The sequence below is a fragment of the Paralimibaculum aggregatum genome, assembly GCF_030270585.1.
Taxonomy (GTDB): domain Bacteria; phylum Pseudomonadota; class Alphaproteobacteria; order Rhodobacterales; family Rhodobacteraceae; genus Thermohalobaculum; species Thermohalobaculum aggregatum.
Window position 1 is genome coordinate 14,740 of the sequence record NZ_BSYI01000018.1, and the last position, 23,463, is coordinate 38,202.

The following is a 23,463-nucleotide window of genomic DNA, read 5'->3' on the forward strand; positions in this document are numbered from 1 at the left end:
GCGGCCCGGCAGTTCGGGGGCGGGGCGCGGCCCGGCGATCAGGCGTGGATCGGGCCGACGCCGAGGGCCAGCGCCGCCTCGCGCACCGCCTCGGAATAGGTCGGATGCGCATGGCAGGTCATCGCCACGTCCTCCGCCGCGGCGCCGAACTCCATCGCCACGCAGATCTCGTGGATCAGGTCGCCGGCGCCCGGGCCGATGATGTGCGCGCCGAGCAGCCGGTCGGTCTCGGCATCGGCGAGCAGCTTGACGAAGCCCTCGGTGGCGAGGTTGGCCTTGGCCCGGCCGTTCGCCATGAAGGGGAACTTGCCGACCCTGTAGGCCCGGCCCTCGGCCTTCAGCGCCTGCTCGGTGGCGCCGACCTTGGCGACCTCCGGGCTGGTGTAGATCACGTCCGGGATCACGCCGTAGTTCACATGGCCATGCCCGCCGGCGATGCAGTCGGCCACCGCGACGCCCTCGTCCTCGGCCTTGTGCGCCAGCATCGGGCCGGCGGTGACGTCGCCGATCGCCCAGATCCCGTCGATGTTGGTGTGCCAGCGCTCGTCGGTCTTGATCCGGCCGCGCTCGGTCTCCACGCCCACGCTCTCGAGCCCGAGCCCGGTGGTGTAGGGCCGCCGGCCGACCGCGACGAGCACCGCATCGGCCTCCATCGCCTGCTCGCTGTCGTCCTTGCGGAGCTGGTAGCTGACCGTGAGCGCATCGCCCTTCTCGACCCCCTGCACCGCGGCGCCGAGGATGAAGGTCATGCCCTGCTTCTTGAGGATGCGCTGGAAGTTCTTCTGCACCTCGGCGTCCTGCCCGGGGGTGATCTCCTCGAGATACTCGATCACCGTCACCTCCGAGCCGAGCCGGCTCCAGACCGAGCCGAGCTCGAGCCCGATGACGCCGGCGCCGATCACCACGAGACGCTTCGGCACCTCCTTGAGCTCGAGCGCGCCGGTGGAGGTGACCACCCGCTCCTCGTCGATCTCGATCCCCGGCAGCGCCGCCGGCTCGGAGCCGGTGGCGATCACGATGTTCTTCGCCTCGTGGGTGTCGTCGCCGACCGCGACCTTGCCCGGGCCGGTGATCTGGCCCCAGCCCCGGATATAGTCCACCTTGTTCTTCTTGAAGAGGAACTCGATGCCCTTGGTGTTGGCCTCGACCACCTCGGCCTTGTAGGTGATCATCTGCGGCAGATCGACCGAGACGCCCTCGGTCCTGATGCCCATCCTGGCGAAGTTCCCCTGGGTCTCATGCAGCAGCTCGGTGGCGTGCAGCAGCGCCTTGGAGGGAATGCAGCCGACATTCAGGCAGGTGCCGCCGAGGCTGCCGCGCCCCTCGATGCAGGCCACCTTGAGCCCGCGCTGCGCCGCGCGGATCGCGCAGACATAGCCGCCCGGGCCGCCGCCGATCACGATTACGTCGTAGTTCGCCATGTGCGATCTCCCTCTCAAAACGGCGCTCTCGGGCCGACATGGTTTCGCTATGGGTTCGGTATGGTTCCGGTATGGCCCCGACACCGGCGCCGCGCGCACCCCTTCCTAGCCGCCGCGCCGGCGATGCGGAACCGCGTGCGGTGCCGCAGGGCCGCGCTCACAGCAGCGCCGCCGCCGCCAGCGCCATGGTCGCGGCCCAGCCGATGCCGAACACCGCGCTCCGGAGATAGCGCACCCCGCTGGCATAGGCCGGGACATAGGCGATCCGCGCCAGGATATAGGCCAGCGCCAGCGCCTCGGTCAGCGCCGAGGACTTGCCGCCCAGCACCACCGCGGCAGCGGCGGCGCCGAACAGCACGAGGTTCTCGATGTGGTTTGCGAAGGCCCGCTGCAGCCGCGCCCAGCGCACCGAGAGCGGGCGCGGCGGCGGCGTGTCGCGCGGGCCGGTGGTGTAGTCGCTGCCGATCTCCAGATTGGCCGGCACCGCAAAGAGCGCGAGCTGCACCCCCGCCAGCAGCACCGCCGCCGCCAGCACCTGGAGCTCGACGGCCATTCAGGCGGTCCCCGCCGTGCCGGAAGCGCCCGGCTCGGAAGCGCCGGGCTCGGCCTCGGCGGTCGCCGCGAGGCGCCAGAAATGCCCCTCCGGATCGCGGATCTCGGCGAGCCGGCCCCAGTCCCGGTTCTGCGGCTCGATCACCGCCTCGGCCCCGGCCGCGATCGCCCGCGCGAAGCCGGCATCTACCGCCGCGGCGTCTTCGAGCTCGATCCGGATCGCCACCGGCGAGCCGCCCAGCGTCGCCGGCGCGCCGTTGCCGGCCGGCGCGCCGCTGCGCTCCTCGTAGAGCATCACCATCCCCGCGCCGATGCGCAGCCGGGCGTGGCGCACCGCATCGCCGCCGGCGAGGAGCATCACCGTCTCCCCGCCGAAGGCCGCGGCATAGAAGGCAAGGGCGGCCCGCGCGTCGCGGACCGTCAGATAGGGCAGGATGTCCGGCGGACGCGCCGCCAAGTCAGAGATCCATCAGCAGCCGGCGCGGGTCCTCGAGGCTGTCCTTGACGCGGACGAGGAAGGTCACCGCCTCCTTGCCGTCGATGATCCGGTGATCGTAGGAGAGCGCCAGATACATCATCGGCCGGGCGACGATCTGCCCGCCGATCACCATCGGACGCTCCTGGATCTTGTGCATGCCCAGGATACCGGCCTGCGGCGGGTTGAGGATCGGGCTCGACATCAGCGAGCCGTAGACGCCGCCGTTCGAGATCGTGAAGGTGCCGCCCTGCATGTCGGCCATGGCGAGCTTGCCGTCGCGCGCCCGCACGCCGAGCTCGGAGATGGTCTTCTCGATCCCGGCGAAGGAGAGCTGGTCGGCATTGCGCACCACCGGCACCACGAGGCCCGTGGGCGTGCCGACGGCGACACCGACATGGTAGTAGTTCTTGTAGACCAGATCGGTGCCGTCGATCTCGGCGTTCACCGCCGGGACCTCCTGCAGCGCGTGCACGCAGGCCTTCACGAAGAACGACATGAAGCCGAGCTTGATGCCGTGCTTCTTCTGGAACGGCTCCTTGAACTCGTTGCGCAGGTCCATGATGCCGGTCATGTCCACCTCGTTGTAGGTGGTCAGCATCGCGGCGGTGTTCTGCGCATCCTTGAGCCGGCGCGCGATGGTCTGGCGCAGGCGGGTCATCTTCACGCGCTTCTCGCGCGGGGCGTCCTCGACCGCGATCGGCTCGCGGCGCGGCGCCGGCGCGGCGGGCGCGGGCGCGGGGGACGACGGCGCGGAGGGCGTGCGCGGCGCCTCGGTGCGGGCGACGTCCTCCTTCATGATCCGCCCGTCGCGGCCGGTGCCCTTGACCTGGTCCGGCGTCAGGCCCTTCTCGGCCATGGCGCGCTTGGCGGAGGGGGCGTGCTCGATATCGGCACCGCTGCCGCCGGAGCCGGCCGGGGCGCTCTCGCCGCCGCCGGAGGAGGCCGCCGCGGCAGGCTCGCCGGCGCCGGGGATCACGGTGGTCAGCAGCGCATCGAGCCCGACGGTCGCGCCCTGCTGCGCCTCGTGCCCGCCGAGCCGGCCGGCGACCGGCGCGGTGACCTCGACGCTGACCTTGTCGGTCTCCAGCTCGGCGACGACCTCGTCAGCGGTCACCGCCTCGCCGGGCTGCTTGAACCAGGTGGCGATGGTCGCCTCGGTGACCGACTCGCCGAGCGTCGGCACGCGGATCTCCACCGGCTCGCCCGCCGGCATCGCGCCGTTGCCCGCGGCGGAGCCGGTCTCGGCATCGGCTTCGGCCTTCGGCTCGGCAGGGGCCGCGGACCCGGAGGAGGCGCCGGCGCCTTCCTCGATGGTCGCGAGCAGCGCATCGACGCCCACGGTCTCGCCTTCCTTCGCCACCAGCTCGGCAATGGTCCCCGAGGCGGGGGCCGGGACCTCGACGCTGACCTTGTCGGTCTCCAGCTCCGCCAGGGTCTCGTCGACGGTCACCTGCTCGCCCGGTTTCTTGAACCAGGTGGCCACGGTTGCCTCGGTCACCGATTCCCCGAGGGTGGGGACGCGGACTTCGATCGCCATCTTACTCTATCCTCCGCTCGATTAGATCGTCAGCGCCGCGCTCACCAGCGCTTCCTGCTCTGCCTTGTGTTGCGATGCAAGACCCGTCGCCGGCGAGGCCGAGGCCGGCCGTCCGGCATAGACCGGACGGCCCACCTTGGCACCGATCCGCCCCAGCACCCACTCGATGTTGGGCTCGATGAAGAACCAGCCGCCCTGGTTCTTCGGCTCCTCCTGGCACCAGACGATGTCGGCATTCGGGAAGCGCGCGAGCTCCCGCGTCATCGACAGCGCCGGGAAGGGATAGAGCTGCTCGAGGCGCATCAGGTAGATGTCGTCGAGCCCCTGCTCGTCGCGCGCCGCCAGCAGATCGAAATAGACCTTGCCCGAGCAGAGAACCACGCGGCGGATCTCCTCGTCGGGCTTCAGCGTCACCTCGGAATTGCCCTGCTCGGCATCGTCCCACAGCACCCGGTGGAACGACGAGCCCTCGGCCATCTCGTCCATCCGGCTGACGCACATCTTGTGGCGCAGCAGCGATTTCGGCGTGAACAGGATCAGCGGCTTGCGGAACGAGCGGTGCAGCTGCCGGCGCAGGATGTGGAAATAGTTCGCCGGCGTCGTGCAGTTGGCGACGATCCAGTTGTCCTCGGCCGAGAGCTGCAGGAAGCGCTCGATGCGCGCCGAGCTGTGCTCCGGCCCCTGCCCCTCGAAGCCGTGCGGCAGCAGCATCACCAGGCCCGACATGCGCAGCCACTTGCGCTCGCCCGACGAGATGAACTGGTCGATCATGATCTGCGCGCCGTTCACGAAGTCACCGAACTGCGCCTCCCAGAGCGTCAGCGCGTTGGGCTCGGCCAGCGAGAAGCCGTATTCGTAGCCCAGCACCGCGTATTCCGAGAGCATCGAGTCGATGACCTCGAAGTTCTTCTGCCCGCCCTCGGGGCGGATGTGGTTGAGCGGGTAGTGCCGCTCCTCGGTCTGCTGGTCGACGAAGGCGGAATGGCGCTGCGAGAAGGTGCCGCGGGTGCAGTCCTGCCCGGACAGGCGCACCTTGTAGCCCTCGCAGAGCAGGGTGCCGAAGGCCAGCGCCTCGGCGGTGGCCCAGTCGATCCCCTCGCCGGCCTCGATGGCCTGGCGCTTGGCCTCGATCAGCCGCTGCACGGTGCGGTGGGTGTTGAAGCCCTCCGGCACCCGGGTGAGCGCCGCGCCGACCTCGGTCAGCAGCTCCATCGGCACCGCGGTCTGGCCGCGCTGGTACTCGCCCTCGGAGGTCTCCATGCCCGACCAGCGCCCGTCCAGCCAGTCGGCCTTGTTGGGCTTGTAGGCCTTGCCGGTCTCGAACTCGTCGGAGAGGAAGGCCTGGAACGCGGTCTTGGCCTCCTCGACCTCGGAGGAGGACAGCAGCCCGTCCTCGATCAGCCGGTCGGCATAGATCTGCAGCGTGGTCGGCTTCTTCTTGATCGCCTTGTACATCAGCGGCTGCGTGAACATCGGCTCGTCGCCCTCGTTGTGGCCGAAGCGCCGGTAGCAGAAGATGTCGATCACCACGTCGCGCTCGAACTTCTGGCGGAACTCGGTGGCGACCTTGGCGGCATGGGTCACCGCCTCCGGGTCGTCGCCGTTGACGTGGAAGATCGGGCAGTCGACCATCTTGGCGATGTCGGTCGGATAGGGGCTCGAGCGGCTGTGATGCGGCGCCGTGGTGAAGCCGATCTGGTTGTTCACGATCAGGTGGATGGTGCCGCCGGTCTTGTGCCCCTTGAGCTGCGAGAGGCCGAAGCACTCCGCCACCACGCCCTGCCCGGCAAAGGCCGCGTCGCCGTGCAGCAGCACCGGGATCACCGCGCGCCGGTCGTTGTCGTAGAATTCCTGCTTGGCGCGCACCTTGCCGAGCACCACCGGGTTCACCGCCTCGAGATGGCTGGGGTTCGCGGTGAGCGAGAGATGCACGTTGTTGCCGTCGAAGCTGCGGTCCGAGCTGGCGCCGAGATGGTATTTCACGTCGCCCGAGCCATCGACATCCTCGGGCTTGAAGCTGCCGCCCTGGAACTCGTTGAAGATCGCGCGGAACGGCTTGCCGAGCACGTTGGCGAGGATGTTGAGCCGGCCGCGATGCGGCATGCCGAAGACGATCTCACGCGCCCCGAGCGCGCCGCCGCGCTTGATGATCTGCTCCATCGCCGGGATCAGCGCCTCGCCGCCGTCGAGGCCGAAGCGCTTGGTGCCCTGGTATTTCACGTGCAGGAACTTCTCGAAGCCCTCGGCCTCGACCAGCTTGTTGAAGATCGCCTTGCGGCCCGGCTTGGTGAACTGGATCTCCTTGCCAAGGCCCTCGATGCGGCTCTGCAGCCAGCCCTTCGCCTCGGGGTCGATCAGGTGCATGAACTGCAGCGCGAAGGTGCCCTGGTAGGTGCGCTTGAGCAGCGTCTGGATCTCGCGCATCGTCGCCATCTCGAGGCCCAGCACCATGTTGATGAAGATGGGCCGGTCGAGATCGCTCTCCTGGAAGCCGAAGAACTTGGGGTCGAACTCGGGATGGTCCTGGCGCCCCTGCAGGCCCAGCGGGTCGAGATCGGCGCCGAGATGGCCGCGCGAGCGGAACGAGCGGATATACATGATGGCGCGGATCGAATCGAGCAGCCGCGCGCGCAGCTCGTCCTCCGAGATGCCGCCGGCCGGCTCGGCCTTGGCCTTCGCCTCGATCTTCTTCTTCAGCGCCTTCGGGTCGGGCAGCACGTCCCAGTTGCTGTCGAGCGCGGCGATCTCCTCCGAGACCGGCGAGGGCGGCCAGTCGGCCCGCTTCCAGGGCGCGCCGGCGGCTTCGGCGGTCACCTCCGAGCCGTCGTCGCCCAGACCCGCGAAATAGTCCTGCCAGCTCTTGTCGACCGAGGCCGGGTTGCGCGCATAGGCGGCATAGAGCTGCTCGATATAGGTGGCGTTGTGCCCCTGCAGGAAAGACGAGGCATGAAACTGGTCGTTGGGGGTCTGGTCGTTCATGAGCGCGTCTGAGGCCGGCGGGCCTCGCCTCCTTGATTGGTCCAGAAAAGGGCTAGCACGGCTCCGGGGGAATATCCACCGATCCCCGGCGCGGTTAAGCGCGTTGCGACGTCGTGTCAAATTGCGATGGGAGGGGGGCAACGGGCTCGCTGGGAGCCGCGCCGCCGCGGGCGCTCAGCGCGGCGGCGGGCCGAAGGCGTTCGGCCGGTCCTCGCCGCGGCTGGCATACCAGACCAGCACGGTGACCAGCCCGACCGCGCCGATGCCGAAGCCGAGATAGGCCAGCGCCGGTGCGCCGCCGACCCCGGCCAGGATCATCACCGGCGCGCCGGCCAGCGGCAGGAAGTTCCACAGCCCCGAGCGGCCGGTGTCGTGCAGCCGGCGCCAGCTCACCGCGAGGTTGGGCAGCAGGATCGCGATGTTGAAGACCGCGCCGAGCGGGCCGTTCTCGCCGTAGGGCACGGCGAAGAACCACCTGTCGAGGATCATCAGCGCGATCGAGACGAGCACGATGAACAGCACGAAATACCAGAATTCCGGCCGCGAGGCACGGCCGGAGAACGTCGCGTATTTCGCGAAGCAGGTGCTGACGGCACCGGCAAAATCCATGCCGCGGCCCCTTTTCTGGCGCTGCGTCCCGGGTCCAGACGGGGCCCGGGCGGTCGTCGGTTTCAGCCGATCGCCTTGAGGAGCGCCTCGCCGAGGCCCGCCGGGCTCTCCGCGACCACGATCCCGGCCGAGCGCATCGCCTCGATCTTGTCCTCGGCGCCGCCCTTGCCGCCGGAGATGATGGCGCCGGCATGGCCCATGCGCCGACCCGGAGGCGCGGTGCGCCCGGCGATGAAGCCGGCGATCGGCTTGGAGCGGCCGCGCTTCTTCTCGTCGGCGATGAACTGCGCCGCGTCCTCCTCGGCCGAGCCGCCGATCTCGCCGATCATGATGATGCTCTCGGTCTCCGGATCGCCGAGGAAGAGCTCGAGCGCGTCGATGTGCTCGGTGCCCTTGATCGGGTCGCCGCCGATGCCGATGCAGGTCGACTGGCCGAGGCCGGCCGCGGTGGTCTGCGCCACCGCCTCATAGGTCAGCGTGCCGGAGCGCGAGACGATCCCGCAGGTGCCGCGGCGGTGGATATGGCCCGGCATGATGCCGATCTTGCAGGCATCCGGGGTGATCACGCCGGGGCAGTTCGGCCCGACCAGCGTCACGTCCATGCCCTCGATCATGCGCTTGACCTTCATCATGTCCATCACCGGGATGCCCTCGGTGATGCAGACGATCAGCGCGATGCCGGCATCCGCGGCCTCCATGATCGCATCGGCCGCGAACGGCGGCGGCACATAGATCGCGGTGGCGTTCGCCCCGGTCTTCTCGACCGCCTCGGCGACCGTGTCGAAGACCGGCAGGCCGATATGCTCGCCGCCGCCCTTGCCCGGGGTCACGCCGCCGACCATGTTGGTCCCGTAGGCGATCGCCTGCTCGGTGTGGAAGGTGCCCTGGCTGCCGGTCAGCCCCTGGCAGATCACCTTGGTGTTTTCGTCGACGAGCACGGCCATCTCAGTCCTCCTCCGCCGGTTTGGAGCGGGCCACGAAGCGCATGCCCGCGCGATCTTTTCTCTGATGTCTGCAAACGAACGGACCCGTCCGGCCCGGCCGCCCCTCTCCGCGCGAGCGCCGGCTCATGCCATGCCCCCCGCCGCAAGTGCCCGGGCCGCCATGGCCCGGATCGTCTCGTCCGCCTCGGCCATCAGCCGGTGCGTGCCGTCCTCGAAGCGCACCAGGCTGAGGAGCTGCGGCGCGCCGTCGAACACGACGGGCCAGGCGAAGCCCTCCGCGAGCCCCGGCACCGCGCCCGCCGGCTGGTGCCCGTCGAGCCCGTAGACCCGGGTGACCAGCGCATAGACCTCCTCGGTCTCGACCCCGGCCTCGGGCGCCGAGGACACCGCCACCGCGATGCGCTCGGGCTGGTCCTCGATGGTCGCGACGACACCGAGCAGGCTGTCCATCGACATCCCCGCGATGGTGCTGCGGGGGCGGTCCTCGGCCGGGCCGGGGACCAGCGCGAAGCCGAGCCCCTGCAGCGCCATCACCACGCCATGAGGCTCCGGCAGCGCGCCGCGCAGGCGGTTGAACGCCGAGAGCATCCGAAGCGACACCGGCCGCGCCAGGTCGTCGGGCTCGGGGGCCTTCGCCTCAGCCCCGGCCATGGCTCAGCCCTTGACCGCCTTGACGATCTTCTCGGCCGCGTCGGCGAGGTTGTCGGCGGCGATCACGTCGAGGCCGGACTTGTTGATGATGTCCTTGCCGAGCTCGACATTGGTGCCCTCGAGGCGCACCACCAGCGGCACCTTGAGCCCGACCTCCTTGACCGCGGCGATCACGCCCTCGGCGATCACGTCGCAGCGCATGATGCCGCCGAAGATGTTCACCAGGATGCCCTTCACGTTGGGATCGGAGGTGATGATCTTGAACGCCTCGGTGACCTTCTCCTTGGTCGCGCCGCCGCCGACATCGAGGAAGTTGGCCGGCTCCGAGCCGTAGAGCTTGATGATGTCCATCGTCGCCATGGCGAGGCCGGCGCCGTTGACCATGCAGCCGATCTCGCCGTCGAGCGAGATGTAGTTGAGGTCGTATTTCGAGGCGGCGAGTTCCTTCTCGTCCTCCTCGGTCTCGTCGCGCAGCTCCATGATCTCCGGGTGCCGGTAGAGCGCGTTGCTGTCGAAGTTCATCTTGCAGTCGAGGCAGAGCAGGTTGCCGTCCTCGGTGACGATCAGCGGGTTGATCTCGACGAGCGAGGCGTCCTTCTCGACGAACATCCGGTAGAGCGTGCCGATCAGCTTGATGCACTGCTTCGCCGCCAGCCCCTCGAGGCCGAGCGCCTTGGCCACCTTGCGGCCGTGGAACGGCATCACCCCGGTCGCCGGATCCACCGAGAAGGTCAGGATCTTCTCCGGCGTCTCGGCCGCCACCTCCTCGATGTCCATGCCGCCCTCGGTGGAGGCGATGAAGGAGATCCGCGAGGTCTCGCGATCGACCAGCAGCGAGAGGTAGAGCTCGCGCGCGATGCCGGCGCCGGCCTCGACATAGACCCGGCCGACCTGCTTGCCGGCCGGGCCGGTCTGGTGCGTCACCAGGGTCTTGCCGAGCATCTGCTCGACCATGGCGATGGCCTCGTCCTCGGCCTTGACCACGCGCACGCCGCCCTTCTCGCCGGCCTCGGCCTCCTTGAAGGTGCCCTTGCCGCGGCCGCCGGCATGAATCTGCGCCTTGACCACCCAGACCGGGCCGCCGAGCTCCTCGACCGCCTTGGCCGCGTCCTCGGCCTTCAGCACGGGCACGCCCTTGCCCACCGGCGCGCCATAGCTGCGCAGGATCTCTTTCGCCTGATATTCGTGGATGTTCATGCGCCTCTCCCCTCCACGCGCCCGTCGGGCGCCGAGGGCCCGGCAGGGCCCGGTTGGACGGCCGCCCGCCACGCGGACAGCCCCTCGTCTCTTATCATCGGGCACGCGGCTGCGCCGCCCGCGCCGCCGGGCCGCCGCGCTCGCGCACCGGCCCGGTCTTGTTGGTATACCAGATGCCAGAAGAAGCGCAAGCGCTCCGTCCGGCCCTGCGGCCCGCCTCAGGCGAGGCTGCCGTCGATCGCCTTGCAGGCCGCCACGAGGCCCTTCACCGCCTCGGTCGACTTGTCCATCATCGCCTGCTCGTCCTTGTTGAGCGAGATCTCGACGACCTTCTCGATGCCGCCGGCGCCGATCACCGTGGGCACGCCGACATACATGCCGTCGAGCCCGTAGGCGTCCTCGACCCATGCGGCGCAGGGCAGCACCCGCTTCTGGTCCTTGAGATAGGCCTCAGCCATCTGCACCGCCGAGGCGGCCGGGGCGTAGAAGGCCGAGCCGGTCTTCAGCAGGCCGACGATCTCGGCGCCGCCGTCGCGGGTGCGCTGCACGATGCCGTCGAGCTTCTCCTGCGTGGTCCAGCCCATCTTCACCAGGTCGGGCAGCGGGATGCCGCCGACGGTGGAATAGCGGGTCAGCGGCACCATGGTGTCGCCGTGGCCGCCGAGCACGAAGGCGCTCACATCCTTGACCGAGACCTTGAACTCCTCGGCCAGGAAATAGCGGAAGCGCGCCGAATCGAGCACGCCCGCCATGCCGACCACCTTGGGCTTGGGCAGGCCGGAGAACTGCTGCAGCGCCCAGACCATCGCGTCGAGCGGGTTGGTGATGCAGATCACGAAGGCGTCCGGGGCATACTTGCCGATGCCCTCGCCGACCCCCTTCATCACGCTCAGGTTGATCCCGAGCAGGTCGTCGCGGCTCATGCCGGGCTTGCGCGGCACGCCGGCGGTCACGATGCAGACATCGGCGCCCTGGATCGGCGCGTAGCTCGCGACATTGTCCTTCTCGGTGCTGACACCGGCGAAGGCGGCGTCGAAGCCGTCGACGGGCGAGCTCTCGGCGATGTCGAGCCCCTTGCCCTGCGGGATGCCGTCCGCGATGTCGCAGAGCACGACATCCCCGAGTTCCTTGAGCCCGATGAGGTGGGCCAGCGTGCCACCGATCTGGCCGGCGCCGATCAGCGCGATCTTGCTTCTGGACATGAACTCTCTCCTCTGCGTCCCCCTGCCCCGGCCGCACCCTTGGGGGCCGCACCGCGTCGCCGCCGAGCCGCGCCGCATGGGGCAGGTTGGCACGAGGTGCCCCATCCGCCGCGCGATGACAAGCATTGCCGGAAGGCAGGCGGCGTCGTGACGCGCCCGCAGAGCGTCGATTCCGGGCCTCCCAGGGCCATCGCGCGCGCCCGCGCGCGGGATTTCATGCTGTCGGAGCGGGGATTTCGGGGCGGAGCGCGCCGCGCCGGTGCAAGCCGGCGGCAGGGCGGCAATTCCGCGTGAACCGGCGACGAAGCGCGGCATGGGGCGGAGCGCCGCCCGGGCGGGCGGCGCCGTCAGGGCCGCAAGCGAGGCCGCGGATCAGGCCGGCGTGTCGGCCAGGCTCGCCTCCATCGCCTGATAGGCATCGCCCGCCGCCATCAGGCAGGAGAGCCCCTGCGGCGTGGTGAGCAGGATCGTCCAGCTCCCCGAATCGGCATTGGCATAGACCTCGACCAGCCCGCGGCCCTGCTGCAGGCCGACGGAGTGGCGCGTCTCGCCGTATTTCTTCTCGAGATGGGCGACGATCTTGGCCCGCGGGCCGCAGCGCATCTGCTGCGCCTGTGCCGGCGGCGCGGTGGCCGCGCCGAGCGCGGCGGCGAGGCCGAGGGTGGCCAGAAGGCTGATCGTCGGTCGGACTGCGCGTTTCATCTGCATATCACCTTTCTGCGCCCGGGCCGGCGGAGGGAAGGAGAGGGATGCGCGGGCCGCAGGCCGTGAGGGCGCCTCTGCTTCCGATGCGGGGGCTGCCGCCCCGGCCGGTGCCCCGCGCGATACGGGAACCCGTCGTGCCGTCGATCGCTCAAGCATGGGGCGGAATGGTTAACGCAGCCTTGGGAGAACCCTAAGATCCGGTAAAGATCGCTAAAAACCGCGCAGATCGGCACGCTCGACCGGGACAGCACCATGAAATCGTTAAGAAATCCCTGCCCTCGCCCGCATCAGCCGGGGAGCGGCGCCGTCGGCACCCAGCAATAGCCCTCGGGATCGAGCAGATAGACCTCGCGCACGCCGTGCGGCTTGTCTGCCGCGGCGTCGAGCACCAGGCCGCCGAGCGTGCCCGAGACCGCCTCGGCCGCCGCCTCCGCGGCATCCGGGTCGCGGCCATAGAGGCGCAGCTCCGCCCCCGCGCCGCGCGCCTCCGCGCCGGCGGCGATGCCGGCCAGCGGGTGCCGCGCATAGGTCCCGTCGCGGTGCAGCATCCAGACCGCGCCCTGCGCCTCCAGCAGCGCGAAATCCGCGTCCCAGTAGCGCACCCGCGCGCCCAGCACCGCCACCTGCCAGCGCATCGCCGGGGCGACCGCGCGGACCAGCAGGTTCACCCCCAGCCCCGGCGGGATCGCCCGGCCGAAGGCGGCGGCATCGGGCCGGCCCGCGCCCTCGGGCGGGATCGCCGGATCGGTCTCGCGCGTCTCCATCCTGTCCTCCGGCCTGCGCACACCACCCCGAAGTGGTGCCCTGCCCGCCCCTGCGGCGCAAGGATCATTGCGCAAGATTGCATCGCAGCGTAGAACGCAGCCGCAGCATTCTGAAAGCCGGAGCCCATTCATGCAGCATCCCGTGCGTCCCCGCCGCTCTGTCCTCTACATGCCGGGCTCGCGCCAGCGCGCCCTCGAGAAGGCAAGGACCCTGCCCGCCGACGCGCTGATCCTCGATCTCGAGGACGCCGTCGCCATCGCCGAGAAGGACACCGCCCGCTCGCTGGTGGCCGCGGCGGTCCGCGAGAAGGGCTTCGGCAGGCGCGAGGTGATCGTCCGCATCAACGGGCTCGACACGCAATGGGGCGAGGCGGATCTCGAGATGGCCGCCTTCGTCGCGCCGGACGCGATCCTGATCCCCAAGGTCGAGGACCCGGACACCGTGACCTATGTGGCGCGGCGGCTGGCGACGCTGGGCGCCTCCGACAAGGTGGCGATCTGGGCGATGATGGAAACGCCGCTCGCCATGCTCCGCGCGCCGGAAATCGCGGCCAGCCATCCGCGCCTCGCCTGCCTGGTGATGGGCACCAACGATCTGGTCAAGGAACTCCATGCCGAGCACACCGAGACCCGCACCCCGGTGATCACCGCGCTCGGGCTCTGCCTGCTGGCGGCGCGCGCCCACAAGCTGGCGATCCTCGACGGCGTCTACAACGCGATCAAGGACGAGGAGGCGCTGGCCCAGAGCTGTCGCCAGGGCAAGGAATTCGGCATGGATGGCAAGACGCTGATCCATCCGAGCCAGATCGACGTCACCAACCGGATCTTCGCGCCCTCGCCGGAGGAGATCGATCTCGCCAAGCGCTATGTCGCGGCGTTCCGCGAGGCCGAGGCGGCCGGCCGCGGGGTCGCGGTGGTCGACGGCCGGCTGGTCGAGAACCTGCATGTCGAGACCGCCAAGCGCCTGCTCGAGCAGGCCGAGATGATCGGCGCGCTGGAGGCCGACCTGGCCGCGGCCGCGGAGTGAGCCGGCTGCGCCGGCCGGAAGAAGGGGTACGGGCATGACGCTGCTGATCGCGGGGCTGGTCCTCTGGACGCTGGCGCACGGGCTCAAGGTCTTTGCGCCGGGGCTGCGGGCACGCTGGGCGGCATCGCTCGGCGAGACGCCGGTGAAGGGCGCGGTAGCGCTCGCGATCATCGCGGCGGTGGCGCTGATGGCGCTCGGCTACCAGCGGGCGGATTTTGTCGCGCTGTGGACGCCGCCGGCCTGGACCGTGCATCTCAACAACCTGCTGATGCTGGCCGCGCTGGCGATCTATGCCTCGGGCGCGATCCCCGGGCATCTGCGCGCCTGGATCCGCCATCCGCAGCTCACCGCCACCAAGATCTGGGCCACGGCGCATCTGATCGCCAATGGCGATCTCGCCTCGGTGCTGCTCTTCGGCGGGCTGCTGGCCTGGGCGGTGGCGACCATGATCGGCGTCAACAAGCGCGACGGCAAGGGGCCGAAGCCGGCGCCGGGCTCCTGGATCTGGGACGGGGTCAACATCGTCGTCGCGCTGGCGCTGGTCGCCGGCATCGGCTGGCTGCACAACCATCTGGGCGTCTGGCCCTTCGCCGGCTCACCGCCGGCCTGACGCTTTCGCAGAACCCGCGGCCGATGCGCGCTGCCCGTCCGCCATTGCGGGCCGGGGGCCGCGCCCGACCGGCCGCCTGAAGGGAGACCGACATGACCGAGACCGATGTGGCGAAGACGGCCGGGGCGAAATCCGGCAAGACCGACCCGGGCCGCTTCTTCGAGGACTACCGCCTCGGCGAGGTGATCCAGCACGCCACGCCGCGCACCATCACTGATGGCGACGTGGCGCTCTACACCGCGCTCTACCCGACGCGCTTCGCGCTCTATGCCTCGGAGGTGCTGGCGCATGGCTGCGGCCTGCCGGGGCGCCCGGTGGAGGAGCTGATCGCCTTCCACACGGTGTTCGGCAAGACGGTGCCGGACATCTCGATCAACGCGATCGCCAATCTCGGCTATGCCGAGGGGCGGTTCCTAGCGCCGGTCTATTCCGGCGAGACGCTCTCGGCGAGCTCCGAGGTGATCGGCCTGCGCGAGACGTCGAAGGGCGATGCCGGGGTGGTCTGGGTGCGCACCACCGGGCTCAACCAGCGCGGCCGGGCGGTGCTGCGCTATGTCCGCTGGGTGCTGGTGCGCAAGCGCGACGCCGCCTCGCCGGCGCCCGAGCCGGTGGTGCCCGAGCTCGCCCCGGCGCTGACCGCCGAGGATCTCGCCGTGCCCTTCCACATGCATTTCCGGGCCTATGACGCGCCCGCCGCCGGCAGCCCGCATCTCTGGGCCGATTACGAGGTCGGCGAGAAGATCGACCATGCCGACTGCATGACGATGGAGGAATCCGAGCACATGATGGCCACGCGCCTCTGGCAGAACACCGCCAAGGTGCATTTCTCCACCGCGGCCCGGGGCGGCCAGCCCCGGCTGATCTATGGCGGGCACATCATCAGCCTGGCGCGGGCGCTGAGCTTCAACGGCCTGGCCAATGCGCAGATGATCGCCGGGATCAACGCCGGCACCCATGTCGCGCCCTGCTTCGCCGGCGACACCATCCATGCCTGGTCCGAGGTGCTCGACAAGGCCGAGACCACCGAGCCGACCGCCGGTGCGCTGCGGATCCGCACGGTGGCTGTGAAGAACCGCCCGGCGGCGGATTTCCCGCTCCGCGATGCCGACGGCAAATATGCCGAGGGCGTGGTGCTTGACTTCGACTACTGGGTGTTCATGCCCCGATAAACCCCTGTCGGAACGGGGGTTTTCCCGGAGCGGCGTGGGGCGGAAGCACCGCATCGCCGCTCGTCGCCGCGCCCGCCTTGGGCGTCGCGACAAGCGGCCGGCGCGGAACACCGGTTCGAGGATACGGGCCCTGCGGCCCTGGCGCCGGCGGCCCTAGCGCGCCGCGGCAGGGTCGAGCGCACCGACCCCGGTCGGCCCGATCCCCTTGCGCGTCGCCGGCTGGATGTTGAGGTGGCGCAGATAGTGCCGCTCGATCTGGCGGAACACGAAGACGATGGCGAAGGTGATCGCCATGTAGAGCAGCGCCGCCGTCACGAAGCCCTCATAGGCCACGTAGTAGCGCCCGTTCAGCGTGCGCCCGGCGCCGAGGATGTCCTGGATGGTGATCACCGAGGCGACCACGCTCCCGTGCAGCATGAAGACGATCTCGTTGCCGTATTGCGGCAGCGCGCGGCGCAGCGCAGAGGGCAGCAGGACCAGCCGGGTGATCTGCGGCTCGGAAAGGCCGAGCGCGCGGCCGCCCTCCAGCTCGCCCTTCGGCGTGGTGGCGATGGCGCCGCGCAGGATCTCGGTGGCATAGGCGCCGGAGTTCAGCGAGAAGGCGATCAGCGCGCACCACCAGGCCTCGCGCAGCAGCGGCCAGAGCACGCTCTCGCGCACCCATTCGAACTGCCCGAGGCCGTAATAGATCAGGTAGGTCTGCACGATCAGCGGCGTGCCGCGGAACACGTAGACATAGGACCGGATCAGCGGCGACCAGCGCGAGCCCCGGCAGAGCGCCAGCGCCGAGGGCAGCGCGATGCAGAAGCCCACCACCAGCGCGAGGAAGGTGAGCTGCAGCGTCATCCAGACGCCGGCGGCGAACATGTCCCAGTGCTTGAGCGGCAGGCTCAGATCCATCCGGGCTGACCCCTGTTGACGCGCGCCTCGAGCCGGGCGAGGCCCCAGTTCGAGACGCTGGTGATCGCGAGATAGACGGCGATCACCGCGAGGAAGAAGAGGAAGGGCTCGCGGGTCGCCTTGCCGGCCTTGTCCGCCAGCCCGACGAGATCATGCAGGCCGATCACCGAGACCACGGCGGTGGACTTCACCAGCACCATCCAGACATTGCCATAGCCCGGCAGCGCCAGCCGCAGCACCTGCGGCGCCATCACCAGCCGCAGCCGCTGCCAGGCCGAGAGGCCGAGCGCGTTGGCCGCCTCCGCCTGCCCGTGCGGGATCGACTGGTAGGCGCCCCGGAAGGTCTCGGTGAGATAGGCACCGTAGATGAAGCCGATCGAGATCACCCCGGCCCAGTATTCCGAGACCTCGATATAGCCCGCCCCCAGCGCGCCGCCGATCTGGTTCACCAGCCGCTGGCCGCCGAAATAGATCAGCAGGATCAGGACGAGATCGGGCACGCCGCGGACGATGGTGGTGTAGACCGCGGCCAGCCATTCCCAGGCAAGCCCGCGCGAGAGCTTGGCGGCGCAGCCGGCGACGCCGAGCGCGGTCGCCAGCACCAGCGCGAGCACCGCCAGCGAGATCGTCACCAGCGCGCCCTCGCCGAGCAGCGGCGCATATTCGAGGAGCGTGCCCATGGCTCAGGCCCGCCCCCCGGTTCGCCTCCCCATGCCGCGGTCAGCCGCCATAGATGTCGAAGTCGAAATACTTGCCCTGGATGGCCTCGTAGGTGCCGTTGCCGCGGATCGCGTCGATCGCCGCGTTGAAGGCCGCCTCGAGATCGTCATCATCCTTGCGCAGGCCGATGCCGACGCCCTCGCCATGGTATTCCGGCACCGAGAAGCCCGGCCCGAAGAAGGCGAACCCCGCGCCGGCCTCGGTCTTCAGGAAGCCCTCGGCGATCACCACCGAGTCGGCCATGATGGCATCGACCCGGCCCGACTGGAGATCGAGATAGGCCTCGTCCTGGGTGCCGTAGAGCTTGAGCTCGGCCTCGGGGAACTCGCCCTCCATGAAGTCGTGATGGATGGTGCCGCGCTGCACGCCCACGGTCTTGCCCGCCATGCCCTCGGCGGTGGCCTCGTAGCCGGCGCCTTCCTTGGCGGCGAACTTGGCCGGGGTGTTGTAATACTTCTTGGTGAAATCGATCACCTTCTGGCGATCCGGGGTGATCGACATCGAGGCGACGATGGCGTCGCACTTGCGCTCGAGCAGCGCCGGGATGATGCCGTCCCACTCGGTCTGGACCATTTCGCAGCTCTTGCCCATTTCCGAGCAGAGCGCCTCGGCGATGTCGATGTCGAAGCCGACCAGATTGCCATCCGGCGTCACCTCGGAGAACGGCGGGTAGGCGCCCTCGACGCAGATCCTGAGATCCGCGGCGGCGGCATGTCCGGCAGCAAGCGCGACAAGCGCGGCAGCGAGGAGACGGGTCATTGCAAAACTCCCTGTTATGACCGTTCCGCGACAGTCTGCACCCCGCGTCGCCGCCGTCAACGATGTTGGCAAGGGAAACGCCGCGCCAGCCGCACCGGAGGGGCCGGGCGCCGCCCCCCGCAGACCCCGCCGCGGCCTCGCCCCGGGCCCGCGGAAGCCGGGGCAACCCCTCCTTTCGCTGCTGCGGCAAATCACCGGTAGCCACAGCCCTGCCGGAATCCTAATCTCCCGGCCAGCAATCTACCGGGAGGCAAGGATGGCCGATGTGAATCGGGGCGGCAGGCCCCTGTCGCCGCATCTTCAGGTCTACAGGATGCAGTGGACCATGCTGCTGTCGATCACCCACCGGATCACCGGCGCGGGGATGATGGTCGGCGCGGTGCTGGTGGTGTGGTGGCTGGTCGCCGCCGCCACGGGGCCGGACTATTTCGCGTTCGTCGACGGGCTGATGACCTCCTGGATCGGCACCCTGGTGATGATCGGCTCCGCCTGGGCGCTGTTCTATCACCTGGCCAACGGGCTCCGGCACCTGGCCTGGGATCTCGGCCTCGGTTTCGATCTCCCCACCGCGCAGGCCACGGGCTATGCCGCGGTCGCGGCCTCGGTCGCGCTCACCCTCCTGCTGATCCTGCTCGCCTGAGGAGACGCCAGCCATGAGCTACCGCACTGCGAAAGCCCGCGTCACGGGTCTCGGCTCCGCCGGTTCCGGCGTGCATCACTGGTGGACCCACCGGCTCACCTCGGTGGCGCTGGTGCCGCTGGGCCTGCTCTGGGTCGTGCCCTTCGCCCAGACCCTGGGCGAGGGCCATGCCGCCGTCCTCGCGCTCTATGCCAACCCGTTCCACGCGATCGTCGCCGCGCTCTTCGTCGCGGTCAGCTTCCATCACCTCGCGCAGGGCTTGCAGGTGGTGATCGAGGACTATGTCCACGCCAAGGGCTGGCGCACCGGGCTGCTGGTGGCCAATTCCCTGTTCTGCGCGGCGCTCGGCTTCGCCGGGGTCTTCGCGCTTCTGAAGATCGCGTTCACGGCGCCCGGCGCCTGAGCTTCCGCCTGCGAGAGAGGACCAGATGGCCGCTTACGATTTCACCGATCACAGCTATGACGTCGTCGTCGTCGGCGCCGGCGGCGCCGGCCTGCGCGCCACCCTCGGCATGGCCGAGCGCGGGCTCAAGACCGCCTGCATCTCCAAGGTCTTCCCGACCCGCAGCCACACCGTCGCGGCGCAGGGGGGCATCGCCGCCTCGCTGAAGAACATGGGCCCGGACGACTGGCAGTGGCACATGTACGACACCATCAAGGGCTCCGACTGGCTCGGCGACATGGACGCGATGGAATATCTCGCCCGCGAGGCCCCGGCCTCGGTGCTCGAGCTCGAGCATTACGGCGTGCCGTTCTCGCGGACCGAGGCGGGCAAGATCTACCAGCGCCCCTTCGGCGGCCACACCACCGAGTTCGGCGAGGGCCCGCCGGTGCAGCGCACCTGCGCCGCCGCCGATCGCACCGGACACGCCATCCTGCACACCCTCTACGGCCAGGCGCTGAAGGAGAACGCCGAGTTCTTCATCGAGTATTTCGCCACCGACCTGATCATGTCGGACGACGGCGCCTGCACCGGCATCATCGCCTGGAAGCTCGACGACGGCACCTTCCACCGCTTCTCCGCCAAGACCGTGGTGCTCGCCACCGGCGGCTACGGGCGGGCCTATTTCTCCTGCACCTCGGCCCATACCTGCACCGGCGACGGCAATGGCATGGTGGCCCGCGCCGGCCTGCCGCTGCAGGACATGGAGTTCGTCCAGTTCCACCCCACCGGGATCTACGGCGCCGGCTGCCTGATCACCGAGGGTGCCCGCGGCGAGGGCGGCTATCTCACCAACTCCGAGGGCGAGCGCTTCATGGAGCGCTACGCGCCGACCTACAAGGATCTCGCCTCGCGCGACGTCGTCTCGCGCTGCATGACCATGGAGATCCGCGAGGGCCGCGGTGTCGGGCCGGAGAAGGACCACATCTTCCTGCATCTCAACCACCTGCCGCAGGAACAGCTGGCGCTGCGCCTGCCGGGCATCTCGGAATCGGCGCGGATCTTCGCCGGCGTCGATCTCACCCGCGAGCCGATCCCGGTGCTGCCGACGGTGCACTACAACATGGGCGGCATCCCGACGAACTACTGGGGCGAGGTGCTCTCCCCCACCGCGGACGATCCGGACCGCGTGGTGCCCGGCCTGATGGCCTGCGGCGAGGCGGCCTGCGCCAGCGTGCACGGCGCCAACCGGCTCGGCTCCAACTCGCTGACCGATCTCGTGGTGTTCGGCCGCGCCGCGGCGATCCGGGCCGCGGCGGTGATCGACCCCGATGCGCCGAACCCGACGCTGAACATGCGCGCCTGCGACGAGGCGATGGACCGCTTCGACCGCCTGCGCCATGCCAAGGGCGCGGTGCCAACGGCGACGCTGCGCCTCAACCTCCAGAAGGCGATGCAGGAGGACGCCGCCGTCTTCCGCACCTCGAAATCGCTCAAGGAAGGCTGCGCGCGCGTCTCCAAGGTCGACGCCGCCTTCGACGATGTCGGCGTGACCGACCGCTCGCTGATCTGGAACTCGGACCTGATGGAGACGCTCGAGCTCTCCAACCTGCTGCCCTCGGCGCTGGCCACCGTCTTTTCGGCCGAGGCGCGCAAGGAGAGCCGCGGCGCCCATGCGCATGAGGACTTCCCGGATCGCGACGACGAGAACTGGCGCGTGCATTCGCTCGCCTGGATCGAGGGCGACGTGAAGCTCGACTACCGGCCCGTCAAGGTGCAGCCGCTGACGCCGGAGAACGAGGGCGGCATCCCGCTGGCCCGCATCGCGCCCAAGGCGCGCGTCTACTGATGTCGGTGCTCGGCCGGATCGTCGAGCGCCTGCGGCCACGCCCGGCGGCACGCGCGGGGGAGTTCTCCTCCGCCGCCTACTGGGACGGGCGCTATCGCAGCGGCGGCAATTCCGGCAGCGGCTCCTACGGCAAGTTCGCCGAGTACAAGGCCGCCGCGATCAACGCCCATGTCGCCGAGCACGGGCTGACCCGCGCGATCGAGTTCGGCTGCGGCGACGGCAACCAGGCGGCGCTGCTCGAGATCGCTGACTATACCGGCATCGACATCTCGCCGAAGGCGGTGGCGCTCTGCCGGGAGAAGCTCGGCCACCTGCCCGGCCGGCACTTCTTCGAGACCGCGGATCGCGGCGCCTATTCAGGCACTTACGATCTCGCGCTCTCGCTCGACGTGATCTATCATCTGGTGGAGGACGAGGTCTTCGACCGCTACATGGCCGATCTCTTCGACCATGCCGGCGGGCATGTGATGATCTACGCCTCCGACCATGACGAGCAGACGCCGGACAGCCATGTCCGCCATCGCCGCCACAGCGCCTGGGTCGCCGCCAACCGGCCGGACTGGACCTGTGCCGCGCGTCTCGAGAACCCCCATGCCGGCCCCTGGCCGGAGGGCAGCTTCGCCTTCTTCACGCTCTACCGGCGCGGCTGAGCCCGCCCGCTGACCAGGACCGCGACCCGACCCATGGACGAGCACACCGCCACCGCCGCGCCCGCGAGCCCCGGCCCCGAGCCGGCCGGCAAGGCCGCGCGCACCGGCCCTGCCCGCCCCGTCTGGTCGGCCCCCGGCAGCCGCGGCGCCGCCGAGATCGCCGAGATCCTCGCCTTCCGCGAGGCCCGTGCCCGTGCCCATCTCGAGCGGCTGGCGGCCGAGGGGCCGGTGCGGCGTTGCCCGGTCTGCGGCCATGAGGGGCGCTTCGCCCCGGTGCGCCAGAAGCCCGGCATCTGGTGCCCGCAATGCGACAGCCGCCCCCGCCACCGGCTGCTCAAGCTCTGGATCGACCGCGAGATGCGCCTGCCCGCCGGCGCGGAGGTGCTGCATTTCGCCGCCGAACCCTGGGTGCGGGCGGAGATGGAGGCCCGCGGCGCGCGCTACCGCACGGCCGACATCACCGATGCCTTCGATCTCCGCCTCGATCTCGAGGCGATCGCCCTGCCCGATGCCAGCCTCGACATGGTGATCGCCAACCACGTGCTCGAGCATGTGGACGATGCCAGGGCGCTGGCCGAGCTGTTCCGGGTGCTGCGCCCGGGCGGGCTGGCGGTGCTGACGGTGCCGCTGGTCGAGGGCTGGGAGCAGACCTACGAGGTGCCCGGCCTCGATGCCGAGACCCGCGCGCTGCGCTATGGCGATGCCGACCACCGGCGCTTCTATGGCCGCGATCTCCGCGACCGGGTCCGCGCCGCCGGCTTTCGCCTCGGCGAGTTCGCCGCGGTCGAGCCGGACGTCTCAGCCCATGCGCTGCACCGGGGCGAGCGGATCTTCCTCGCCGCCAGGCCGGAGGCCGCGCCGTGACCGATACCAGACATGCCCGCCCGGCACGCCGCCGCCCGGGCCCCCACAGATCCCACGCGACCCGGAGGTAACGATGGTTGAATTCTCGCTCCCCAAGAACTCGCGCATCCGCGTCGGCAAGACCTGGCCGAAGCCGGAGAACGCCAAGGACCTCCGCGAGATCCGTGTCTATCGCTATGATCCGGACGGCGACGAGACGCCGCGCGTCGACACCTATTTCATCGATGCCGCCGATTGCGGGCCGATGCTGCTCGACGCGATCATCAAGATCAAGAACGAGATCGACCCGACGCTGACCTTCCGCCGCTCCTGCCGCGAGGGGATCTGCGGCTCCTGCGCGATGAACATCGACGGCACCAACACGCTGGCCTGCACCAAGGGCCTCGACGAGGTGAAGGGCGTCATCAAGATCTACCCGCTGCCGCACATGCCGGTGGTGAAGGACCTGGTGCCGGACCTGACGCATTTCTACGCCCAGCACGCCGAGGTGCAGCCCTATCTCAAGACCGAGACGCCGACGCCCGAGAAGGAGTGGCGCCAGTCCATCGAGGACCGCTCGAAGCTCGACGGGCTCTACGAGTGCGTGATGTGCGCCTGCTGCTCGACCTCCTGCCCGAGCTACTGGTGGAACGGCGACCGCTATCTCGGCCCGGCAGCGCTGCTGCATGCCTATCGCTGGCTGATCGACAGCCGCGACGAGGCCACGGGCGAGCGGCTCGACGATCTCGAGGACCCGTTCCGGCTCTATCGCTGCCACACCATCATGAACTGCGCCAAGACCTGCCCGAAGGGGCTGAACCCGGCGAAGGCGATCGCCGAGATCAAGAAGATGATGGTCGAGCGCCAGGTCTGAT

General features: G+C 69.7%; 24 protein-coding genes. 9 read left to right on the forward strand and 15 right to left on the reverse strand.

Features of this window, described 5'->3' with window-relative positions:
* Positions 1-38: 38 nt before the first annotated feature.
* From lpdA to QSJ97_RS12510, 12 genes are all read right to left on the reverse strand, one after another.
* A complete protein-coding gene (lpdA, locus tag QSJ97_RS12455; protein WP_285672098.1) occupies positions 39-1,421 on the reverse strand; it encodes a dihydrolipoyl dehydrogenase in 1,383 nt (460 codons plus the stop codon).
* A gap of 157 nt (positions 1,422-1,578) precedes the next feature.
* Positions 1,579-1,974: an MAPEG family protein gene (locus QSJ97_RS12460; RefSeq protein WP_285672099.1), complete on the reverse strand. Its 396-nt coding sequence runs from the start codon at positions 1,972-1,974 to the stop codon at positions 1,579-1,581.
* Complete coding sequence (locus QSJ97_RS12465) at positions 1,975-2,430, reverse strand: VOC family protein (protein WP_285672100.1); 456 nt, start codon at positions 2,428-2,430, stop codon at positions 1,975-1,977.
* A gap of 1 nt (position 2,431) precedes the next feature.
* Complete coding sequence (odhB, locus tag QSJ97_RS12470; RefSeq protein ID WP_285672101.1) at positions 2,432-3,988, reverse strand: 2-oxoglutarate dehydrogenase complex dihydrolipoyllysine-residue succinyltransferase; 1,557 nt, start codon at positions 3,986-3,988, stop codon at positions 2,432-2,434.
* A gap of 21 nt (positions 3,989-4,009) precedes the next feature.
* The gene (locus QSJ97_RS12475; protein WP_285672102.1) at positions 4,010-6,967 is read right to left on the reverse strand and encodes a 2-oxoglutarate dehydrogenase E1 component; all 2,958 of its coding nucleotides are present in this window, start codon (positions 6,965-6,967) and stop codon (positions 4,010-4,012) included.
* A gap of 174 nt (positions 6,968-7,141) precedes the next feature.
* The gene (locus QSJ97_RS12480; protein ID WP_285672103.1) at positions 7,142-7,576 is read right to left on the reverse strand and encodes a DUF805 domain-containing protein; all 435 of its coding nucleotides are present in this window, start codon (positions 7,574-7,576) and stop codon (positions 7,142-7,144) included.
* 62 nt (positions 7,577-7,638) lie between these two features.
* Positions 7,639-8,520: a succinate--CoA ligase subunit alpha gene (gene sucD / locus QSJ97_RS12485; protein WP_285672104.1), complete on the reverse strand. Its 882-nt coding sequence runs from the start codon at positions 8,518-8,520 to the stop codon at positions 7,639-7,641.
* A 123-nt stretch (positions 8,521-8,643) separates the two neighbouring features.
* On the reverse strand, positions 8,644-9,171 hold the full coding sequence (locus tag QSJ97_RS12490; RefSeq protein ID WP_285672105.1) for a hypothetical protein: 528 nt from the start codon (positions 9,169-9,171) through the stop codon (positions 8,644-8,646).
* 3 nt (positions 9,172-9,174) lie between these two features.
* Positions 9,175-10,368 carry an ADP-forming succinate--CoA ligase subunit beta gene (gene sucC / locus QSJ97_RS12495; RefSeq protein WP_285672106.1) on the reverse strand — a complete coding sequence of 398 codons (1,194 nt, stop codon included), beginning with the start codon at positions 10,366-10,368 and terminating at the stop codon, positions 9,175-9,177.
* A gap of 218 nt (positions 10,369-10,586) precedes the next feature.
* Positions 10,587-11,570 (reverse strand): malate dehydrogenase, encoded by a 984-nt coding sequence (gene mdh, locus QSJ97_RS12500; RefSeq protein ID WP_285672107.1) that lies wholly within the window; start codon positions 11,568-11,570, stop codon positions 10,587-10,589.
* 372 nt (positions 11,571-11,942) lie between these two features.
* Entirely contained in the window at positions 11,943-12,272 is a 330-nt protein-coding gene (locus QSJ97_RS12505; protein WP_285672108.1) for a hypothetical protein, read from the reverse strand.
* Between the two features lie 290 nt (positions 12,273-12,562).
* Positions 12,563-13,039, reverse strand: coding sequence for a glyoxalase (locus tag QSJ97_RS12510; RefSeq protein WP_285672109.1), 477 nt, complete (start codon positions 13,037-13,039; stop codon positions 12,563-12,565).
* Positions 13,040-13,169: 130 nt separating this feature from the next.
* Between QSJ97_RS12510 and QSJ97_RS12515 the strand changes: the two genes are divergently transcribed.
* From QSJ97_RS12515 to QSJ97_RS12525, 3 genes are all read left to right on the forward strand, one after another.
* A complete protein-coding gene (locus QSJ97_RS12515) occupies positions 13,170-14,066 on the forward strand; it encodes an HpcH/HpaI aldolase/citrate lyase family protein (protein ID WP_285672110.1) in 897 nt (298 codons plus the stop codon).
* Positions 14,067-14,100: 34 nt separating this feature from the next.
* Positions 14,101-14,676: an NnrU family protein gene (locus QSJ97_RS12520; RefSeq protein WP_285672111.1), complete on the forward strand. Its 576-nt coding sequence runs from the start codon at positions 14,101-14,103 to the stop codon at positions 14,674-14,676.
* A gap of 92 nt (positions 14,677-14,768) precedes the next feature.
* Positions 14,769-15,845: a MaoC family dehydratase gene (locus tag QSJ97_RS12525; RefSeq protein WP_285672112.1), complete on the forward strand. Its 1,077-nt coding sequence runs from the start codon at positions 14,769-14,771 to the stop codon at positions 15,843-15,845.
* Positions 15,846-15,998: 153 nt separating this feature from the next.
* Here QSJ97_RS12525 and QSJ97_RS12530 read toward each other — a convergent pair whose 3' ends face one another.
* Genes QSJ97_RS12530 through QSJ97_RS12540 form a run of 3 tightly spaced genes read right to left on the reverse strand, consistent with a single transcriptional unit; the run spans position 15,999 to position 18,224 of the window.
* Positions 15,999-16,745: an ABC transporter permease gene (locus QSJ97_RS12530; RefSeq protein WP_285672113.1), complete on the reverse strand. Its 747-nt coding sequence runs from the start codon at positions 16,743-16,745 to the stop codon at positions 15,999-16,001.
* Positions 16,736-17,425 (reverse strand): ABC transporter permease, encoded by a 690-nt coding sequence (locus tag QSJ97_RS12535; protein WP_285672114.1) that lies wholly within the window; start codon positions 17,423-17,425, stop codon positions 16,736-16,738. Before QSJ97_RS12535 ends, QSJ97_RS12530 begins: the two co-directional genes overlap by 10 nt.
* Positions 17,426-17,465: 40 nt before the next feature.
* Positions 17,466-18,224: a lysine/arginine/ornithine ABC transporter substrate-binding protein gene (locus QSJ97_RS12540; protein ID WP_285672115.1), complete on the reverse strand. Its 759-nt coding sequence runs from the start codon at positions 18,222-18,224 to the stop codon at positions 17,466-17,468.
* A 256-nt stretch (positions 18,225-18,480) separates the two neighbouring features.
* On the opposite strand from QSJ97_RS12540, the gene sdhC reads away from it, so the two are divergent.
* From sdhC to QSJ97_RS12570, 6 genes are all read left to right on the forward strand, one after another.
* Complete coding sequence (gene sdhC, locus QSJ97_RS12545; RefSeq protein ID WP_285672116.1) at positions 18,481-18,864, forward strand: succinate dehydrogenase, cytochrome b556 subunit; 384 nt, start codon at positions 18,481-18,483, stop codon at positions 18,862-18,864.
* A 13-nt stretch (positions 18,865-18,877) separates the two neighbouring features.
* Positions 18,878-19,267, forward strand: a complete 390-nt coding sequence (gene sdhD / locus QSJ97_RS12550) for a succinate dehydrogenase, hydrophobic membrane anchor protein (protein ID WP_285672117.1) — start codon at positions 18,878-18,880, stop codon at positions 19,265-19,267.
* Positions 19,268-19,292: 25 nt separating this feature from the next.
* Entirely contained in the window at positions 19,293-21,095 is a 1,803-nt protein-coding gene (gene sdhA / locus QSJ97_RS12555; RefSeq protein WP_285672118.1) for a succinate dehydrogenase flavoprotein subunit, read from the forward strand.
* Positions 21,095-21,745, forward strand: a complete 651-nt coding sequence (locus QSJ97_RS12560) for a class I SAM-dependent methyltransferase (protein ID WP_285672119.1) — start codon at positions 21,095-21,097, stop codon at positions 21,743-21,745. The genes sdhA and QSJ97_RS12560 overlap by 1 nt, the downstream gene beginning before the upstream one ends.
* A 33-nt stretch (positions 21,746-21,778) precedes the next feature.
* The gene (locus QSJ97_RS12565; RefSeq protein ID WP_285672120.1) at positions 21,779-22,609 is read left to right on the forward strand and encodes a methyltransferase domain-containing protein; all 831 of its coding nucleotides are present in this window, start codon (positions 21,779-21,781) and stop codon (positions 22,607-22,609) included.
* Positions 22,610-22,682: 73 nt separating this feature from the next.
* A complete protein-coding gene (locus QSJ97_RS12570) occupies positions 22,683-23,462 on the forward strand; it encodes a succinate dehydrogenase iron-sulfur subunit (protein WP_285672121.1) in 780 nt (259 codons plus the stop codon).
* The last annotated feature ends 1 nt before the right edge of the window (position 23,463 follow it).

Bases quoted from the DNA above. Each gene is read 5' to 3' on its own strand.
- lpdA (WP_285672098.1), bottom strand. From the start codon at position 1,421: ATGGCGAACTACGACGTAATCGTGATCGGCGGCGGCCCGGGCGGCTAT.
- QSJ97_RS12460 (WP_285672099.1), bottom strand. From the start codon at position 1,974: ATGGCCGTCGAGCTCCAGGTGCTGGCGGCGGCGGTGCTGCTGGCGGGG.
- odhB (WP_285672101.1), bottom strand. From the start codon at position 3,988: ATGGCGATCGAAGTCCGCGTCCCCACCCTCGGGGAATCGGTGACCGAG.
- QSJ97_RS12475 (WP_285672102.1), bottom strand. From the start codon at position 6,967: ATGAACGACCAGACCCCCAACGACCAGTTTCATGCCTCGTCTTTCCTG.
- QSJ97_RS12480 (WP_285672103.1), bottom strand. From the start codon at position 7,576: ATGGATTTTGCCGGTGCCGTCAGCACCTGCTTCGCGAAATACGCGACG.
- sucD (WP_285672104.1), bottom strand. From the start codon at position 8,520: ATGGCCGTGCTCGTCGACGAAAACACCAAGGTGATCTGCCAGGGGCTG.
- QSJ97_RS12490 (WP_285672105.1), bottom strand. From the start codon at position 9,171: ATGGCCGGGGCTGAGGCGAAGGCCCCCGAGCCCGACGACCTGGCGCGG.
- sucC (WP_285672106.1), bottom strand. From the start codon at position 10,368: ATGAACATCCACGAATATCAGGCGAAAGAGATCCTGCGCAGCTATGGC.
- mdh (WP_285672107.1), bottom strand. From the start codon at position 11,570: ATGTCCAGAAGCAAGATCGCGCTGATCGGCGCCGGCCAGATCGGTGGC.
- QSJ97_RS12505 (WP_285672108.1), bottom strand. From the start codon at position 12,272: ATGAAACGCGCAGTCCGACCGACGATCAGCCTTCTGGCCACCCTCGGC.
- QSJ97_RS12510 (WP_285672109.1), bottom strand. From the start codon at position 13,039: ATGGAGACGCGCGAGACCGATCCGGCGATCCCGCCCGAGGGCGCGGGC.
- QSJ97_RS12515 (WP_285672110.1), top strand. From the start codon at position 13,170: ATGCAGCATCCCGTGCGTCCCCGCCGCTCTGTCCTCTACATGCCGGGC.
- QSJ97_RS12520 (WP_285672111.1), top strand. From the start codon at position 14,101: ATGACGCTGCTGATCGCGGGGCTGGTCCTCTGGACGCTGGCGCACGGG.
- QSJ97_RS12525 (WP_285672112.1), top strand. From the start codon at position 14,769: ATGACCGAGACCGATGTGGCGAAGACGGCCGGGGCGAAATCCGGCAAG.
- QSJ97_RS12530 (WP_285672113.1), bottom strand. From the start codon at position 16,745: ATGGATCTGAGCCTGCCGCTCAAGCACTGGGACATGTTCGCCGCCGGC.
- QSJ97_RS12535 (WP_285672114.1), bottom strand. From the start codon at position 17,425: ATGGGCACGCTCCTCGAATATGCGCCGCTGCTCGGCGAGGGCGCGCTG.
- QSJ97_RS12540 (WP_285672115.1), bottom strand. From the start codon at position 18,224: ATGACCCGTCTCCTCGCTGCCGCGCTTGTCGCGCTTGCTGCCGGACAT.
- sdhC (WP_285672116.1), top strand. From the start codon at position 18,481: ATGGCCGATGTGAATCGGGGCGGCAGGCCCCTGTCGCCGCATCTTCAG.
- sdhD (WP_285672117.1), top strand. From the start codon at position 18,878: ATGAGCTACCGCACTGCGAAAGCCCGCGTCACGGGTCTCGGCTCCGCC.
- sdhA (WP_285672118.1), top strand. From the start codon at position 19,293: ATGGCCGCTTACGATTTCACCGATCACAGCTATGACGTCGTCGTCGTC.
- QSJ97_RS12560 (WP_285672119.1), top strand. From the start codon at position 21,095: ATGTCGGTGCTCGGCCGGATCGTCGAGCGCCTGCGGCCACGCCCGGCG.
- QSJ97_RS12565 (WP_285672120.1), top strand. From the start codon at position 21,779: ATGGACGAGCACACCGCCACCGCCGCGCCCGCGAGCCCCGGCCCCGAG.
- QSJ97_RS12570 (WP_285672121.1), top strand. From the start codon at position 22,683: ATGGTTGAATTCTCGCTCCCCAAGAACTCGCGCATCCGCGTCGGCAAG.